18 protein-coding genes are annotated in these 16,864 nt (G+C 39.8%); 16 read left to right on the top strand and 2 right to left on the bottom strand.

The window, feature by feature from the left end; genetic code table 11:
- Positions 1–54 precede the first annotated feature (54 nt).
- The 6 genes from rbfA (at position 55) to ribD (ending at position 7,221) form a co-directional block, all read left to right on the top strand.
- Positions 55–414, top strand: a complete 360-nt coding sequence (gene rbfA / locus AC106S_RS07715) for a 30S ribosome-binding factor RbfA (protein ID WP_482438516.1) — start codon at positions 55–57, stop codon at positions 412–414.
- Positions 415–419: 5 nt separating this feature from the next.
- Complete coding sequence (locus tag AC106S_RS07710) at positions 420–1,625, top strand: ABC transporter permease (RefSeq protein WP_482438515.1); 1,206 nt, start codon at positions 420–422, stop codon at positions 1,623–1,625.
- A 50-nt stretch (positions 1,626–1,675) separates the two neighbouring features.
- Positions 1,676–3,454: an endonuclease gene (locus tag AC106S_RS07705; protein WP_482438514.1), complete on the top strand. Its 1,779-nt coding sequence runs from the start codon at positions 1,676–1,678 to the stop codon at positions 3,452–3,454.
- A 63-nt stretch (positions 3,455–3,517) separates the two neighbouring features.
- Entirely contained in the window at positions 3,518–4,255 is a 738-nt protein-coding gene (locus AC106S_RS07700) for a shikimate dehydrogenase family protein (protein ID WP_482438513.1), read from the top strand.
- Between the two features lie 74 nt (positions 4,256–4,329).
- On the top strand, positions 4,330–6,135 hold the full coding sequence (locus tag AC106S_RS07695; RefSeq protein ID WP_482438512.1) for a DUF349 domain-containing protein: 1,806 nt from the start codon (positions 4,330–4,332) through the stop codon (positions 6,133–6,135).
- A 63-nt stretch (positions 6,136–6,198) separates the two neighbouring features.
- The gene (gene ribD / locus AC106S_RS07690; protein WP_482438511.1) at positions 6,199–7,221 is read left to right on the top strand and encodes a bifunctional diaminohydroxyphosphoribosylaminopyrimidine deaminase/5-amino-6-(5-phosphoribosylamino)uracil reductase RibD; all 1,023 of its coding nucleotides are present in this window, start codon (positions 6,199–6,201) and stop codon (positions 7,219–7,221) included.
- A 58-nt stretch (positions 7,222–7,279) separates the two neighbouring features.
- Here ribD and AC106S_RS07685 read toward each other — a convergent pair whose 3' ends face one another.
- On the bottom strand, positions 7,280–9,637 hold the full coding sequence (locus AC106S_RS07685; protein WP_482438510.1) for a right-handed parallel beta-helix repeat-containing protein: 2,358 nt from the start codon (positions 9,635–9,637) through the stop codon (positions 7,280–7,282).
- A 466-nt stretch (positions 9,638–10,103) separates the two neighbouring features.
- Here AC106S_RS07685 and AC106S_RS07680 point away from each other — a divergent pair, with 466 nt between their 5' ends.
- The 3 genes from AC106S_RS07680 to AC106S_RS07670 all read left to right on the top strand — a co-directional run bounded on the left by AC106S_RS07680 (position 10,104) and on the right by AC106S_RS07670 (position 11,150).
- A complete protein-coding gene (locus tag AC106S_RS07680) occupies positions 10,104–10,277 on the top strand; it encodes a bacteriocin-like protein (protein ID WP_482438509.1) in 174 nt (57 codons plus the stop codon).
- Positions 10,278–10,305: 28 nt separating this feature from the next.
- The gene (locus AC106S_RS07675; RefSeq protein WP_482438508.1) at positions 10,306–10,461 is read left to right on the top strand and encodes a bacteriocin-like protein; all 156 of its coding nucleotides are present in this window, start codon (positions 10,306–10,308) and stop codon (positions 10,459–10,461) included.
- Positions 10,462–10,547: 86 nt separating this feature from the next.
- Positions 10,548–11,150, top strand: coding sequence for an IMPACT family protein (locus tag AC106S_RS07670; RefSeq protein WP_482438507.1), 603 nt, complete (start codon positions 10,548–10,550; stop codon positions 11,148–11,150).
- On the opposite strand, the gene AC106S_RS07665 is transcribed toward AC106S_RS07670, so the two are convergent.
- Entirely contained in the window at positions 11,147–11,857 is a 711-nt protein-coding gene (locus AC106S_RS07665) for a zinc metallopeptidase (protein ID WP_482438506.1), read from the bottom strand. The two genes, AC106S_RS07670 and AC106S_RS07665, sit on opposite strands and share 4 nt — an antisense overlap.
- A 108-nt stretch (positions 11,858–11,965) precedes the next feature.
- Between AC106S_RS07665 and AC106S_RS07660 the strand changes: the two genes are divergently transcribed.
- From AC106S_RS07660 to AC106S_RS07630, 7 genes are all read left to right on the top strand, one after another.
- The gene (locus AC106S_RS07660; RefSeq protein WP_482438505.1) at positions 11,966–13,099 is read left to right on the top strand and encodes a GNAT family N-acetyltransferase; all 1,134 of its coding nucleotides are present in this window, start codon (positions 11,966–11,968) and stop codon (positions 13,097–13,099) included.
- Positions 13,100–13,158: 59 nt separating this feature from the next.
- On the top strand, positions 13,159–13,335 hold the full coding sequence (locus tag AC106S_RS07655) for a hypothetical protein (RefSeq protein WP_482438504.1): 177 nt from the start codon (positions 13,159–13,161) through the stop codon (positions 13,333–13,335).
- A gap of 121 nt (positions 13,336–13,456) precedes the next feature.
- On the top strand, positions 13,457–13,828 hold the full coding sequence (locus tag AC106S_RS07650) for an NADH-quinone oxidoreductase subunit A (RefSeq protein WP_062702165.1): 372 nt from the start codon (positions 13,457–13,459) through the stop codon (positions 13,826–13,828).
- A gap of 73 nt (positions 13,829–13,901) precedes the next feature.
- Entirely contained in the window at positions 13,902–14,462 is a 561-nt protein-coding gene (locus AC106S_RS07645; protein WP_002983540.1) for an NADH-quinone oxidoreductase subunit B, read from the top strand.
- Between the two features lie 6 nt (positions 14,463–14,468).
- Positions 14,469–14,963: an NADH-quinone oxidoreductase subunit C gene (locus AC106S_RS07640; RefSeq protein WP_482438503.1), complete on the top strand. Its 495-nt coding sequence runs from the start codon at positions 14,469–14,471 to the stop codon at positions 14,961–14,963.
- A gap of 47 nt (positions 14,964–15,010) precedes the next feature.
- A complete protein-coding gene (gene nuoD, locus AC106S_RS07635; protein WP_482438502.1) occupies positions 15,011–16,234 on the top strand; it encodes an NADH dehydrogenase (quinone) subunit D in 1,224 nt (407 codons plus the stop codon).
- Positions 16,235–16,325: 91 nt separating this feature from the next.
- Positions 16,326–16,835: an NADH-quinone oxidoreductase subunit NuoE family protein gene (locus AC106S_RS07630; protein WP_002983545.1), complete on the top strand. Its 510-nt coding sequence runs from the start codon at positions 16,326–16,328 to the stop codon at positions 16,833–16,835.
- Positions 16,836–16,864 lie beyond the last annotated feature (29 nt).

Genomic DNA, 16,864 nt, shown 5'->3' with positions numbered 1-16,864 from the left:
CGGAGCCAAATTTCCGGTATCAATTCAAACAAAAGTACTAAATTTGCACAACTTATGGAAAGTAACAGACAAAGAAAAGTAGCACAGATCATTCAGGAAGACTTCGCGGAGCTTTTCCGCAAACAGGCTGCAGAAAGCAAGCAGAGTATCCTGGTATCCGTTTCAGATGTAAAAGTAACGGCCGATCTGGGTATCGCTAAAATTTATTTAAGCATTTTCCCGCAGGAGTTCCGTTCTGCAGTAATGAAGGAAATAGAGGAAAACAAAGCTCAGTACAGAAATTTTATCGGCCAGAAAATGGCTAAACAGGTACGTATCATTCCACAGCTTAACTTTTATTTAGACACCGCTCTTGACGACGTTGAAAGACTGGAAAGAGAATTAAGAGGTGAAGGCGACAATCCTGTTTTATAAGAATTTTGAAGAATATTGCATTTTACATAGCATCCAGATACCTTTTGGCTAAAAAAGGCAGTACCGCAGTTACGTTCATCACGTGGCTCTCGGTGGGTGCCATGATGGTTGCTGTAACCGCAATGTTCGTGATTATCTCTGTTTTTTCAGGACTTGAAGACCTTAACAAAGACCTGATCTCCAATCTGCATGCAGATCTTACCCTTAAAAGTGTCTCCGGAAAGACGATAAAAGACTTGGATAAAGTAAATACCGCTTTAAAAAATAATAAAGCCATCAGCAGCTTTTCCCGGATTATTGAAGAAAAAGTATACATCAGCTTCCGCGGAAAAGGGGATATAGCCTATCTGAGAGGAGTAGATTCAGCCTACACAAAAGTAAATCCGATTGATAAGGAAGTAATCTACGGTACCTATCCGGGTTTCAAGTACTCCAATGAAGTTTTCATGGAGACCAACCTGGACAACAGGCTCTCTATTCCGGTAGATTCTACCGACAATTATGCAACAGTATTTATGCCGAAGCCCGGAACCGGGATCATCAATAAAGAAGAAGATATTTACAACAAAAGAGATATTCTTGTTACCGGACTTTTCCCGGGAAAAGAACAGCTCGACAGCTACATCATAGCTCCAATTGAGCTGACTGAAGAACTGCTTAGTCTTCCCAAAAAATCCGCTTACGAGATCGTTATCAAATTAAAAAATCCGGACAGTGCAGACGCTGTTAAGCAAAATCTCCTCAATACCCTCGGAAAAAAATTTGAAATAAAGACCAAAGAAGAGGAAAATGCAGCCTTCTGGAAAATGATCAATACAGAGAAAATGTTCATTTACCTGATCTTTGCCCTTGTCATCTTCATTACTACATTCAACCTGGCCGGAGCAATTATTATCCTTCAGCTGGATAAAAAAGAGCAGGCCAAATCCCTTATATCACTAGGTTTTCCTTTAAGCCATCTCCGGATGACGTACTTCTATACCGGGATTCTTATTGTGGTTTCAGGAGTTATCTCCGGTCTCATCCTGGGAACGATCCTTTGTTATTTCCAGCTGTATACCGAATTCTTCAGGGCTAATTCTATCCTTCCGTTCCCTGTAAAAATTGTCGGGAAAAATTATTTCATTGTAGCCCTTACCGCTTCCCTGTTCGGGATTGCTATTTCGTGGTTCTTTTCAAAAATCAGCAAAGAGTATATTACTAAAAATTAACACGTTTCGTTTTCATTTTTTCGTACCTTTACGCCCCCAATTTTTTAGAAATGAAACGAATTCTATCTTTTTTAATGCTGAGCATCTTGTTCATCAATGCTGCAGCACAGGCACCTGCCGGTTATTATAATAGCGCCGCAGGCCTAACAGGAGCCCCCCTTAAAACAGCTTTAAAAAACATCATCAAGAATGGTCATCAGGACAAAGGCTACAACGGTTTATGGACGGCTTATGCAACTACTGACCGCGATTATTACTACGATAATGACGGAAAAATCCTTGATATTTACTCTGAAAACCCTTCCGGTCCGGATCCGTACTCATATACCGTAGGAACGAATCAGTGTGGAAACTACACGGCTGAAGGCCAGTGCTACAACAGAGAACACATCATACCTCAGAGTTTTTTCAATGAGCAGAGCCCAATGGTTGCAGATATTCATTTTATCCGCGCTACCGATGGAAAAGTAAACGGAATGAGATCCAATTATCCTTTCGGAAAAGTAGGAAATGCCACTTTCACTTCTATGAATGGCTCCAAGTTAGGGAATTCTGTATCTCCGGGATATTCAGGAACAGTATTTGAGCCTATCGATGAGTTCAAGGGAGATGTAGCCAGAATGATTTTTTATTTTGTAACAAGATATGAAGTAGAACTTCCTTCTTTCAGCTCAGGAAATATACTGGGAGGATCTTCATTCCCGGGATTACAGCTGTGGGAACTGAATCAGCTTATGGCATGGCATGCCATGGATCCGGTTTCAGATGCTGAAAGAGGAAGAAACAATGCTTCCTATACATACCAGGGAAACAGGAATCCTTTTATTGACAATCCTGCTTATGTTGAAATGATCTGGGGAAGTCCGGTTCCTGACAATCAGGCTCCAACGGCTGCAACCAACCTTACAGCGCAAAACCCTACTTCTAACACCATTTCTTTAAGCTGGACTGCTTCAACAGATAATATCGGAGTAATAGGCTATGATGTTTATGCTAACGGAACATTAAAAACCACAGTATCAGGAACCTCTACTACCGTTCCGGGACTTACTCCTTCCACTTTATACAGTTTCTATGTGATTGCCAGAGATGCAGCCGGAAACTCATCACCTCAGAGTAACACAGCAAGTGAAACCACTTTACCGGGACAGTCCGGAGGAAATACAAGCTGTGGTACAGAAAACTTCAACAGTATTGTAGGAACAGATAATGGTTATGACACCAGAACCTGGACCAATAATAATATCACCTGGACGGCAACAGACACAAAAATAGATGAGAAAATCAACACCACCAGAGCAATCACTCTCAGAAATGGAACTCTTACCAGCACAACCATATCCGGAGGTATTCAGACGTTAACAGTGACTACTCAAAGAAAATTCAGTGGTTCAAACAACTCTGTAAATGTATTGGTTAACGATGTTGTGGTAGGTACTATTCCATATACTCAGACAGCTGCTACAACAACTCTCAACATCAATGTTGACGGAGATGTGGTCATCAAATTCACCAATCCAAGCTCCAACAGGGTGACAATGGATGATTTAAGCTGGACGTGTTTCGGTTCATTAGGAACTTCAGAGATCAAAAAAGATAAAGCAGCGTTCACCATCTACCCTAACCCGGTAAAAAACAATGAACTGTTTGTAAAAGGTGAAAACCTGAACAAAATTTCAAAAGCTGAAATCTATGACCTTTCAGGAAAGCTTATTGAAGTGATTGCCAATCCATTCAAAAATTCTAATAAGATTAACCTTAAAGGGCTTGTTAAAGGAAATTACATTCTGAAAACAGACAATTTCTCCACAAAATTCATGGTAGATTAAAACCCTAAAAAATATTTTACAACAAAGACCGATTTCTTCGGTCTTTTTTTTATTTTTGATATCATGGATTCCAACAAAAAATTAGGACTTATAGGAAAGAATATTTCCTATTCCTTTTCCAGAAAATTCTTTGAAGACAAGTTTCAGAAGCTGATGCTGAAAGACTATTCTTACGATATTTTTGACCTGAATGACATTCATGATGCTGAGAAACTTTTCAACGATCCGGAACTCCTGGGTTTCAACGTGACAATCCCTTACAAAGAAAAAATCATCAGTTATCTTGACGGACTGAGTGATGAAGCTGAGAAAATAGGAGCCGTAAACTGCGTACTGATCCGCGACGGAAAAAAGACGGGTTACAATACCGATGCCTTCGGATTCGAAAAAACCCTGCTTCTGCATAAAAAGGCCCATCACGACAAAGCCTTGATTTTAGGAGACGGAGGGGCGGCAAAAGCAGTGAAATATGTTCTGGACAAACTTGAAATTCCTTCCGTAACCATCTCCCGAAAATCTGAAATTACGTTTGATACATTGGGCAAAGAAACCGTACAGGAGCATAAAATTATCGTTCAGTGTACACCGGTAGGTACGTTTCCCAATGTTGAAGACTGCCTGGAGTTTCCTTTTGACGGAATTTCTCCGGAGCACCTGATCATAGACCTTATTTACAATCCCAATTACACTCAGTTCATTATAAAAGCGGCTGAAAAAGGAGCAAAAACCGTGAACGGCTATTATATGCTTGAACAGCAAGCAGAAAAAGCCTGGGAAATTTGGAATTTTCAAAAAAAATAAACTAAATTAGTACTCAAATTGGCTTTGGAGCTATATAGAAAGGATATTAACGCCACTCACATAAAAGATTTGCTATGACTACAGAAAACAATCTTTCTGAAAACGAAGAAAACAAAAATCCTCAAGAAGTATCTCAAGAAGAAACGTCTGGAAATACCCCTCCTCAGGATGAACATCATGATGACGATACGGAACATCATGAAGAAGAGCATGCTGATACGGATATTAGCCTGGCCGATGCCCTGAAAGAAATGGAAAAGATCATCAACACAGACAATGCCGGGGAAAACTTCAAAAGATTCAATCTGTTAAAAGATAAAGCAAGTCACCACATCCATGATGAAGTGGAAGACAAAAAACATGAGTACACAGAAGCAGGAAATGCTCCCGAAAATTTCAGCTATGAGCATCCTTCACAGGCTAAATTCTCTGCTCTGGTCAATATCTTCAGAGAAAAACATGATGCTTATCAGAAATCTCAGGACGAAGAACAGAAGAAAAACCTGGAACACCGTCAAAGCATTATTGAAAGACTTAAAAACCTTTATACCAACTCTGAAGCAGGAACCAATCTTTTCAAATCCATCCGTGAGATCAAAGAAGACTGGTCAAAAGCCGGACAGGTTGCCAAATCGGAATTCAAAATCCTCAACAACAACTATTTCCACCATCTGAATCAGTTCTATCAGATGCTGGACCTGAATAAAGAGTTCCTGGAACAGGAATTCAGCCATAATCTGGAAAAAAGACAGCACATTATTGCGAGAGCCAAAGAACTTGAAAACGAGCCTGTAATCCAGAAAGCCCTGAACGAGCTTCAGTACCTTCACAAATTATGGAAAGAAGAAGCAGAACCGGTAGCAGAAGAATTCCGTGAAAAAACATGGGAGGAGTTTAAAGAGATCTCCAACAAGATTCACGAAAGAAAATCTGAACTTTCAGCCGCAATAGAAACAGAACAGAGCGCCAATCTGGAAAAGAAAAATCAGATCATTGCAGAAATCAAAAAACTTTCTGAACCTTCTGAAACCCCTAACCACAATTACTGGCAGAATGCCATCAAAAAAGTGGAAGATCTGCGTTCCGAATTCTTAAAAACAGGAAGTGTTCCGAGAAAACTCTCCAACCAGAACTGGAATGATTTCAAAACCATCCTGAGAGGATTCAACACAACAAAAAACAACTATTATAAGTCCCTGAAAGGCTCACAGCAGGCCAATCTGGAAGAAAAGCTAAAACTTATCCAGACTGCTCAGGACAATATGAACAACGAAGAATGGGATATTGCCGTTCCGTTATTCAAAAAGCTTCAGGAAGACTGGAAAAAGATCGGCCATGTTCCAAAGAGCATGACCAACAAGATCTGGGACGAGTTCCGTGATGCCTGTAATACCTTCTTCAACAATTACAGAGAGAAGAACAATACTTCCAACGATAACTGGAAAGAAAATTACAAGCACAAAAAAGAGCTTCTCGATGAACTGAAAACCGTTTCCAATGAAGACGGCAGCATCGAAAGAATTGAAGCCATTAAAACAGCATGGAACAATATCGGAAAAGTGCCGAGAGATAAGATCTCCATCAATTCCGAATTCAACAAAACACTGAGAGAGAAGCTGAAACTGAATAAGATCAACGAGCTTGAACTGAAAGAAGAAGGCTTAACTGAAACCCAGCTTACCGACAAGGCAAGAAAAATGAAGAGCCAGATCTCTGACCTTGAAGCCGAAATTGTAAAACTTGAAAACAATTTAGCATTCTTCAACAAGCCGTCCAGAGAAAATCCTCTTCTGAGAGATACCTACAACACCATTGATGAGAAAAAGGCCCATCTGGAAACTTTAAAACAGAACCTTCACAACATCATCGCTGGAGACTAACCCATTAAAAAACATCAACAGGCGGAGCAAAGAAATTTGTCTTCGCTTTTTCTTTTTCACCTTATGAACAACGACGAATTCTATATTAAACGATGCATTGAACTGGCTCAGAAAGCTTTGGGAAGCACCTACCCTAACCCGCTTGTTGGCAGCGTGATCGTTCACAACGGGAAGATCATCGGGGAAGGTTATCACCATAAAGCCGGAGAAAACCACGCGGAAATTAATGCGATCAATTCTGTTAAAGATAAAAGCCTTATTCCGGAATCCACCATTTATGTATCGCTGGAACCGTGTGCCCATTATGGAAAAACACCGCCGTGCGCCTTAAAGATTAAAGAACTGGGCTTCAAAAAAGTGGTGATCGGCGCGATGGATTCTCATGATAAAGTAAACGGAAAAGGAAAAAAGATCATCCAGGATGCCGGTATAGAAGCCGTTTCCGGAGTTCTTGAAAAAGAATGCATTCAGCTGAATAAAAGATTCTTCACCTACCACGAAAAAAACAGGCCTTATATCATCTTAAAATGGGCACAGTCCGCAGACGGATTCCTGGATAAAGATTTTAAACCAACCGCTGTATCCAATACATTAGCCAGCCAGTTCGTTCACCGGTTAAGAGCTGACGAACATGCCATTCTGGTAGGAACACAAACAGCCTTGACAGATAATCCAGGACTTACCGTAAGGCATGTGGAAGGAAACAATCCTGTAAGAATTCTGATCGATTTCAGCCTGAAAGTACCCCGGGATTTCAAGATTTACAATAATGAAGCTACAACCCTTATTTTTAATACTGAAAAAGAAGAAACAGAAGGAAATATCCGGTTCATCAGGATAAGAAAAGAAAATTTCCTGCCTGAACTGATGACAGCATTATACAAAGAACAGATCCAGTCTGTTATTATTGAAGGAGGACGATTCACTTTACAGCAGTTTATTGATGCTGAACTCTGGGATGAAGCCATTATCATCAAAAACGAAAACCTGAAGCTGGAAAACGGAACAAAAGCTCCGGATTTTGGATATATACCTGATAGAACGACAAAATTCAGGGATAATTCAATATCTTTTTTTACATTTTAAGCTTTCATTATTCATGCCGGTGAGCGGATATGAAAAATCTCACGGTATAGCAGGCAGATTATTTTAAAGATACTTCTGCCTGTACAAGCTGTTGATTCCGCATGACTTCAGTTTTTATTTTCCCTTTCCATTTTGAAGCCTGATAAATATTCAAAAGATCAGCAGCTTTTTTCACCACTGTGCCATCCATAGATCTGATCACATCTTTTTCCATCAGCCCACTCTTTTTCAGTGGACTATCTGCTTCGAGTTTCACAATGACAGCGCCATTTTCGTCAGCTAATCCATAGGCAGATCTTTCACCCGGACCTTCTATTGATTTGACCACGGCATTCAAAAAACTGATTGCTGTTGCCCTTTTGTCATTACTGTCGTTATTATTGATCAAGGCGGGGAACTGGGGTTTGGCAGCGATTTTTTTCAGTTCGGGAACCTGAACTCCAAACTGATCCATTGAAAAATTTTTAAATCCGATACTTAAGGCCAAAGATTGGTTGCCCACTCTGTAATCTCCTGTTGAAGGACTGATAAAATCCGCATTACCTGAAATACTGTGCTGATCGGTTCCCCTGCTTTGGGCCACCTGTAAGGTTTCAGTATTTGGAAACAGATTATAATCAATATATTTCCCCCAGTCATCAATACCAATAGGAGCATACGCTGTCATAACAATATTATTCGCAAAACGGTCTTCGCTGTTTTTAAACCATACATGAGGGTGAAAACTGTTGTTAACCATAATATTATTATTTACAACCCGTTTAAATCCTTCACGAAGCTTAAGCCCGCCGTTTAAAAGAACATTATTGTAAATGTGGTAATTGGAAGAACCGTCATCCAGATCAATATCCCACCCATGATCACAGCGAAACCTGTTGTTACGGATGATTGTAGTTTCCAGTGCATCCAGTAAAATAAGCTCAGGGTGTGCACTTGTTATACTGTCCATATATTTTCTGGAAGGGCTCCAGTAACGGTCTCTTCCCCAGGAATTAAAAGCACCATGATCTCCGGTTTCAAGTACTGTATTAAATACGTCATTAAATTCAAGAATATGTCCGCCGAAGGCCCCGTCTCCTATATTAATACCTGCCCTGGGGGTATTGTATATACTGTTATGTATTACTTTAATATTGGCCGCAATGTCAATCTGTATACCGGCCACTTGCTTTTCAATCTGCCCTATATCATGGATCAGGTTATTGTCTGCTGTACATTCCTGTGGATAATGATCTGATTTTGGCCCCGGCGTTTTATCCAGATGCTCGTAAAGGACATCATTTTCATATCCGAAAGAAGGAGATCTTACAGCATCTGTTTTTCCCACAAAAGCAATTCCACTTGCTCCGGCCCCATAGATATGGTTGCTATGGATTACATTTCCTTTATTATATCCACTTAGCATCACAGCATTTCCTCCCACATCAGTAAACTGACAGCCTGTTATTTTTATATCCCGGGTATTTTCCATAAAAATACTCCCCCCTCTGTAAATAGTCCAATCGCTCCGTAAAAGAGGCTCTTTAGTTTCCATGAAGCTTCTTTCATTATGCAGAAAAACAATGTTTTTAATTTCAATCCCAGATACAGGGGTTCTATCCTTACCCTGTATTTCAATACTGTTTCTGAAACGGGAAACTTCTATTTTTGCCAGTGATAAATCCGTGTCTGCCGGGGGATAGTAATAGAGCATATTTTTATTTCTGTCCAGAAACCACTCCCCCGGAGCGTTCAGTTCTTCAAAAATATTTTCTACGAAACGAAATTCTTTATGTAGTGGAGAGGGACGGTTATTTTGCCATCCACCTTCCAGTTTAAGCTCACCTTTTTCATCAATACCTGTGATCCTATAATGAAAACCTCCCCATTCTCCTGAATGAAGGCCATGCACATAGCCACCTGCCGGATCTTTCCATTGCCTGATACGTTCAGGAGCGATAGCATCAGCTGAAGTCCCGTTAAATACCCTCGCAGCAGGATCATAATCAGGATAGCGGGCCAGTGTCTGGAGTTTTCCGTTTACAAAAAGTCTCTCAAAGTGAATATTTTCAGGAACTGCTGTCACATATATTTCCTTTTTAAAAATTTTCCACTTTGGCTTTAGCAACTGTCCTGCACTTATGTAAGCTTTTTCTCCCGGATAAGAACTGATCATGAGAGATCTGGTTTTTACCGTTTCATGATTTAAAAGGATAGGCTTTTGAAGATAATATATTCCTTTCCTGAAATAAATAACAAGGTCTTTCTCTACCGCTTTCCGAGCTTCCTGTATTGCCCGTTCGGGAGTCTTAAAAGGCTGGGCAATACTTCCGGTATTATGATCACTGCCATTAGGAGCCACATAAATTTCAGTCTGAGCCCGGATGAGTAAAAATCCTAAAAGACAACTTAATAACAGAGATATTTTTTTTTCCATATTTGAATCTTTTAATAACCGGATTGTAATACCTTTTTGTTATAATTAACTTATAAAAAACTTCTTCAGAACCTCTCAGGGTGTATTTAAATATACTTAAATATTCAAGGCATTATAAAAGCAGGATTAATATTTATAGAATCCGAGAACAAAATACATCACAAGCCATATATCATTAAAAATAAAACACTTAAATTACATTTTTCAGATATTTTTTTAATCTGCACATCTGGAATCAGTACATCATTATTAAAAAATAAAAACCGGAAAACCACACCAATACCCTGAAATTCGATTAACATTCAGATCAACTGAAATGATCAGAGACAGCTCCATTTCATTTTACACAAACAAAAATGAAATCTTTTAAATATTTCATCATCAATTGAAATATTTTACCTATATTTAATACTGATTAAACGGAATCCGAAAAGTTTTAGAGTAGGAAAAATCAAAATCAATGATCATGAAAAATCTGAAAAAAATTTCAAGAAGTAACCTGAGATCCATTACAGGCGGAGTTTTTGTAACCTGTACTTTACCGAACGGACAACCTACTAGATGCAGGGATTACTGCCCGGTAGATTTCTGCGGACCAACAAGCTATATGTGCCTGATCCCAATGGATCTGTGTGACTAAAAAACAACCGTCAAAAACCATAACAATCATGAAAAATTTAAGAAAACTTTCAAAAAGAGAACTAAAATCAATTCAGGGAGGCATACAGTCCTGCGAACCGTGGATGACAATCTGCCCATGCAGACCCGGATTCCACAGATGTGAACCCAAAGGGCCATGCATACCTGCAACAACAATGTGTTAACAGAATCATTCATACAAGAGCGGCAACGCTCTTTTTTTTGTAGTATATTAACTGTAAATTTGCAGTTTAAAAGCGTTCACTGAAGCATGTTCGAATACAAAACGATACAAAACCCCATTGAAAATACTTTACTAAAAGAAAAAGGAAGCAAATTCATCGGATTTGCCTACCCGGTCAATAATGAAGAAGAACTAAAAAACGCTTTGGAAAAACTCAGAACGGAACATCCCAAAGCCACCCATCACTGCTATGCTTTCAGAATGGGACTTCAGGGCGAAAATTACCGGGCGAATGACGATGGTGAACCTTCAGGAAGCGCAGGACTTCCGATTTATAATCAGCTGCTGGCTCATGAAATCACCAATATTCTGGTCGTTGTCATCCGGTATTACGGAGGAACCAAACTGGGTGTATCTGGGCTGGTAAAAGCCTATAAAGAATCTGCAAAGATTACCCTTGATGAAGCCGTCATCATCACCCGAGAACTGGAAACCGAAATTGAAATCCGTTTTAACTTCAACCAGCAGAACATCATCTTTACGCTTCTTTCTAAATTTGATGCTAAAGTTTTGAATTTCGATGCCGATGAAAACTGCATTCTGACAGCTTCTTTAAAACTGGCTCAAAAAGAAAGCATCTCAGACAAATTGTCCGAGATGCAGTATGTTTCATTTGAATTCAAAGATTAGTCCCTTCTGCTTCCAAGAAGCATAGATGCCCAGTACAGCAGCTGTGCGAGCGATCCGATAGCTGCTACCAGATAGGTTCTGGCTGCCCATTTAAGACTGTCCTGTACCCCTACAAATTCTTCTTTGGTTACGGTTCCCGTATCCTTAAGCCATTTCATAGCCCTGTTACTCGCATCGTATTCTACCGGAAGGGTTACGAAGGCGAATAGTGTAGTCATTGCAAACATTGCCACACCAATGGCTAAGACAGTCATATTTCCATTCGGATTATCAATCGATCTTGTAGCCGCCATTACAGCAATCCCTGCAATAAGGACAAACTGCATCAGGTTAGAACTTATATTTACAATAGGAACCAGTTTCGAACGAAGATTCAGCATAGAGTATCCTACCGCATGCTGTACCGCGTGGCCGCATTCATGAGCTGCTACTGCCGCTGCTGCCGCATTTCTCTGCATATATACACCTTCTGAAAGGTTTACTGTTTTATCAACCGGATTATAATGATCCGTAAGCTGGCCCGGAACAGAAATTACCTGTACATCATTGATTCCGTTATCTCTAAGCATTTTTTCTGCCACTTCTTTCCCGGAAAGGCCATTTCTGAGATGCACATTGGAGTAGTATTCAAATTTCGATTTCAGCCTGGATGAAACCCACCAGCTCACCAGCATTGAAATACCGATAATGATATAATAACCCGTCATTTTATATAGATTTTGTGTTTAAAATTTAAGCATATTGATGTAAAAACTGTGCCAAAGTATAAGATTTTATTATTTATATTTGTCTATTAATTCTCCTTCAAAACCACTATGTCTGAAGTATCAATCGTTGAAGTAAAAACAGCCGGCCAGCTTAAACAATTTGCAAGATTCCCTATGGATCTGTATAAGGGCAATCCTTATTATGTACCCCCTTTTGCCAATGATGAAATCAACATCTGGAATCCTAAGGAAAATCCTGCGCTTCAATATTCTGAAGCAAAGCAGTACCTGGCTTTCAAAGATGATAAAATAGCGGGAAGAATTGCTGTAATGATCAACCATAAAGAAGAAAAAGAACTGGGCATCAGAAAAGTACGCTTCGGATGGATTGATTTCATTGATGATGAAGAAGTCTCCGGAGCCCTGATTCAGAAAGCCGTAGATTACGCTAAGGAAAAAGGATATGATAAAATAGAAGGCCCGATGGGGTTCACCAATCTTGACAAAGCAGGAATGCTTACCCGGGGTTTTGATAAACTCGCCACCATGATCGGAATTTACAACCATTCCTATTATCCTGAACACCTTGAGAAAATAGGCATGGTAAAAGAAAAAGAATGGGTAGAATTTGAGATCATGTTCCCGGAGACCTTACCGGAAAAGATTTATAAATTCAACGAACTGATCTCACAGAAATACCATCTCAGGGTTTTAAAATTCAAAACAAAAGAAGAGATCCTTCAATATGTAGATGCAATGTTTGATCTCCTGGATGAAACCTACAAGCACCTTTCCACCTATACCCCTATTTCAGACGAGCAGCGTAAAACATATAAAGAAAAATATTTCAAGTTTATCGATAAGGATTTTATCGTGTGTATTGCCGATGAACACAACAATCTGGTTTCATTTGCCATCACCATGCCTTCCTACTCCAAAGCTCTTCAGAAGTCGGGAGGAAAAATTCTGCCTTTCGGCTGGTGGCATCTTCTTCAGGCCGGAAAGAAAAATGACAGAGCCAATTTTTACCTGATCGGTATTCATCCGGATTATCAGCGAAGAGGCGTTACCTCAATTATTTTCAAAGAAATTTTCGATACCTTCAGAAAAAAAGGAGTGAAATTTCTTGAAACCAATCCCGAACTGGAAGAAAACAAAAGCATCCAGCTCCTTTGGCAGGATTATAACCCGGTGAATCACAAAAGAAGAAGAACTTACACAAAGGATATTAATAATGAGTAACGAATAACCGGTAATAACTCAACTATTTTTGTCAGCGATTAAAATCTTACCTTTACCATATGAAACCACAGCTAATTATTTTTGCCGTTCTGATTGCCGCGTTCCTTATCTATAACTTCTTTTTCCAGATTGAGGACGACAGAACCAACACTATAATTAACATAATGTTTGCCAGTATCCTTTTCGGATATATCTCGATTATGGCCTACACACTCCTCAAAAAAATGAAGAAATAATCGTTATTTTTATTGATTCTAAATTATCACTTTTCCCTATTTTGAACCGACTTTTAAGCTGATAAATTTCATGCTTTCTTGTTTATTCGCTAAATTTGCAAATTGAGATAATAATGCAAAAATGAATTTACCTGAAAGTTATATTCCAATCCTGATTCAAGCGGGTGTTGCCATAGGATTTGTAGCCGTTTCTCTGCTTGGAGCACATTTTCTGGGTCCAAAGCAGAAGAAAGGAAATTCTGTGAAAAACCAAAGCTGGGAATGCGGGGTGCCTGTGGAAGGAAACGCAAGAACACCATTCTCTATCAAGTACTTCCTGACTGCGGTATTGTTCGTCCTTTTCGACATCGAAATCGTATTCTTTTATCCGTATGCCGTAAACTTCAGAGAATTCGGTATGGAAGGATTCCTTGCCGTACTGACATTCGTTGCGATCTTCTTCGTGGCGTTTTTCTATGTATGGAAACGGGGCGCACTCGATTGGGACAAGTAGGATCATTATAAATTAAAAATTATAAATTTTAGATGAAGTTTCAATCTAAAATTTAAAATCTAAAATCTAAGAGATGTCAGATAAAAAACCAGTAATAAGAACAGATGCACCTGCTCCCGAAGGATATGAAGGAGAAGGGTTTTTCGCAACGAAACTGAGCAGTGTAATCGGGATGGCAAGAAAATTCTCTCTTTGGCCGCTTCCGTTTGCCACCTCTTGTTGCGGTATCGAGTTTATGGCTACCCTGAACCCAACCTATGATGCTTCAAGATTTGGTATGGAAAGAAACTCTTTCTCACCGAGACAGGCAGACATGCTGATGGTTTGCGGAACTATATCAAAAAAATTAGGACCAGTCCTGAAAGAAGTTTACACCCAGATGGCAGAACCGAAATGGGTGGTAGCAGTTGGAGCCTGTGCTTCCAGCGGCGGTATTTTCGACACTTATTCTGTACTTCAGGGGATCGACAAGATTATTCCGGTAGACGTTTACGTTCCGGGATGCCCTCCGAGACCGGAGCAGATCATTGAAGGCGTAATGCAGGTGCAGGCTCTTGCAGAAAGCGAAAGCATCAGAAGAAGAGATATGCCCGAATATCAGAAATTATTGGATTCTTACAACATAAGCAACTAAACGGAAATGACAAACGAATTTGTATTAGAAGCAATCACGAGAGAATTTCCGGAATCTGTTATTTCAAGTTCAGAACCTTATGGAATGCTGACTATTGAAGTAAAAAAAGAAGACATCAAAAAGATCGTTCACTACCTGAGAGATTCATCATTAGAAATCAAATTCCTTACCGACATATGCGGAATCCACTATCCTGAATTTCCTGAAAAAGAAATCGGAGTGGTATACCATCTTCAGAATATGATGACCAACTTCAGGCTTCGCCTGAAAATCTTCATGTCCAGAGAAAATATTGAAGTGGATTCATTGGTAGAACTTTACGCCGGAGCCAACTGGATGGAAAGAGAAACTTACGATTTCTACGGAATTAAATTCAAAGGACATCCGGATCTGAGACCGATCCTGAATATGGAAGATCTCGGATACCACCCGATGCTGAAGGAATACCGCCTTGAAGACGGTACCAGAACAGACAAGAACGACAGCATGTTCGGAAGATAAAACGCGGAAGGCAATTAGCCAAAAGCAAATAGCTAAAAGCAAACATTATGAAAGATAACTCATTATCTAATATACTCAACCAGTACGAAAGTAAGGAACAGATTGACGGGCAGCTGTATACCCTCAATTTAGGACCTACCCACCCTGCTACCCACGGAATCTTCCAGAATGTCCTTACTATGGACGGTGAGAGAATCCTTCATGCAGAGCAAACGGTAGGATATATTCACAGAGCCTTTGAAAAGATTTCTGAAAGAAGAAACTATTCTCAGATCACAACTCTTACCGACCGTATGAATTACTGTTCTGCTCCTATCAACAACTTAGGATGGCACATGACAGTAGAAAAACTGATCGGTGTAGAAGTTCCAAAACGTGTAGACTATATGCGTGTGATTCTGATGGAACTGGCAAGAATCGGTGACCACCTGATCTGTAACGGGGTAACCGGAATGGACTCGGGAGCTATCACAGGGCTTACCTACATGTTCATCGAAAGAGAGCGCATTTATGATATGTATGAACAGATCTGCGGTGCCAGAATGACGACCAATATGGGAAGAATCGGAGGATTTGAGAGAGATTTCACCCCGAAATTCCATGAGTTATTACAGGACTTCTTAAAAACATTCCCGCCGAGATTCAAAGAATTCTGTACTTTACTGGAAAGAAACAGAATTTTCATGGACAGAACGATTGGTGCCGGAGCCATCTCTGCAGAAAGAGCATTGAGCTACGGATTTACAGGTCCTAACCTACGTGCAGCCGGTGTAGACTACGATGTAAGAGTTGCACAGCCTTATTCTTCCTACGAAGATTTCGACTTCATTATTCCTGTAGGAACTTCAGGAGATACCTACGACCGTTTCATGGTCCGTCAGCAGGAAATCTGGGAATCTATTAAAATCATCAAACAGGCATACGAAAACCTTCCGGAAGGTCCGTTCCACGCAGACGTTCCTGACTTCTATCTTCCTGAAAAGGCCGATGTATATCAGAAAATGGAAGCACTGATCTACCACTTCAAAATTGTAATGGGAGAAACAGATGTTCCGAAAGGTGAAGTTTACCATGCCGTAGAAGGTGGAAACGGAGAATTAGGTTTCTATTTAGTAAGTGACGGAGGAAGAAGCCCGTACAGGCTTCACTTCAGAAGACCATGCTTCATCTACTATCAGGCTTATCCTGAAATGATCACAGGTTCTGTAATATCAGACGCGATCGTTACCATGTGTAGTATGAATATTATTGCGGGAGAATTAGACGCATAACTGGAATTATAAATTTTGAATTATAAATTATAAATTGATTTTAGACCGTTATTCTCTTAGAATTTAAAATCTAAAATCTAAAATTTCAAAAATGAGCGAAACAATAGCTTTTAAACCGGAAAGTTTAGCACAGGTACACAAAATTATCGCAAGATATCCTGAAGGAAGACAGAAATCTGCCCTTCTTCCTGTTCTGCATTTGGCACAGAAAGAATTCGGAGGATGGCTGGATGTTCCTGTAATGGATTATGTTGCCGGATTATTAAGTATCAAGCCGATTGAAGTATATGAAGTGGCTACTTTTTATACGATGTTCAACATGAAGCCGGTGGGTAAATATGTTTTGGAAGTATGCCGTACCGGACCCTGCATGGTGTGTGGAAGCGAAAAAATCCTGGATCATATCAGAACCAAACTGAACATTAAGGACGGAGAAACTACCGAAGACGGAATGTTTACCCTGAAACCTGCTGAATGTCTGGGAGCATGCGGATATGCCCCGATGATGCAGCTTGGAAAATTCTTTCATGAAAATTTAACGATAGAAAAAGTAGACGAAATCCTTGATCTTTGCAGACAGGGACAGGTTGCTTTAGACTAATAGAAATTTTAAATTCTACATTTTAGAAT

The organism is Chryseobacterium sp. FR054 (assembly GCF_056844565.1).
This window is presented reverse-complemented; position numbering and strand designations above follow the sequence as displayed.

Coding starts and splice junctions, on each gene's coding strand:
- AC106S_RS07665 (WP_482438506.1), bottom strand. CDS start 11,857: ATGACGGGTTATTATATCATTATCGGTATTTCAATGCTGGTGAGCTGG.
- rbfA (WP_482438516.1), top strand. CDS start 55: ATGGAAAGTAACAGACAAAGAAAAGTAGCACAGATCATTCAGGAAGAC.
- AC106S_RS07670 (WP_482438507.1), top strand. CDS start 10,548: ATGTTCGAATACAAAACGATACAAAACCCCATTGAAAATACTTTACTA.
- AC106S_RS07700 (WP_482438513.1), top strand. CDS start 3,518: ATGGATTCCAACAAAAAATTAGGACTTATAGGAAAGAATATTTCCTAT.
- AC106S_RS07685 (WP_482438510.1), bottom strand. CDS start 9,637: ATGGAAAAAAAAATATCTCTGTTATTAAGTTGTCTTTTAGGATTTTTA.
- AC106S_RS07695 (WP_482438512.1), top strand. CDS start 4,330: ATGACTACAGAAAACAATCTTTCTGAAAACGAAGAAAACAAAAATCCT.
- AC106S_RS07675 (WP_482438508.1), top strand. CDS start 10,306: ATGAAAAATTTAAGAAAACTTTCAAAAAGAGAACTAAAATCAATTCAG.
- AC106S_RS07630 (WP_002983545.1), top strand. CDS start 16,326: ATGAGCGAAACAATAGCTTTTAAACCGGAAAGTTTAGCACAGGTACAC.
- AC106S_RS07705 (WP_482438514.1), top strand. CDS start 1,676: ATGAAACGAATTCTATCTTTTTTAATGCTGAGCATCTTGTTCATCAAT.
- AC106S_RS07645 (WP_002983540.1), top strand. CDS start 13,902: ATGTCAGATAAAAAACCAGTAATAAGAACAGATGCACCTGCTCCCGAA.
- AC106S_RS07655 (WP_482438504.1), top strand. CDS start 13,159: ATGAAACCACAGCTAATTATTTTTGCCGTTCTGATTGCCGCGTTCCTT.
- nuoD (WP_482438502.1), top strand. CDS start 15,011: ATGAAAGATAACTCATTATCTAATATACTCAACCAGTACGAAAGTAAG.
- AC106S_RS07660 (WP_482438505.1), top strand. CDS start 11,966: ATGTCTGAAGTATCAATCGTTGAAGTAAAAACAGCCGGCCAGCTTAAA.
- AC106S_RS07680 (WP_482438509.1), top strand. CDS start 10,104: ATGAAAAATCTGAAAAAAATTTCAAGAAGTAACCTGAGATCCATTACA.
- AC106S_RS07640 (WP_482438503.1), top strand. CDS start 14,469: ATGACAAACGAATTTGTATTAGAAGCAATCACGAGAGAATTTCCGGAA.
- AC106S_RS07650 (WP_062702165.1), top strand. CDS start 13,457: ATGAATTTACCTGAAAGTTATATTCCAATCCTGATTCAAGCGGGTGTT.
- ribD (WP_482438511.1), top strand. CDS start 6,199: ATGAACAACGACGAATTCTATATTAAACGATGCATTGAACTGGCTCAG.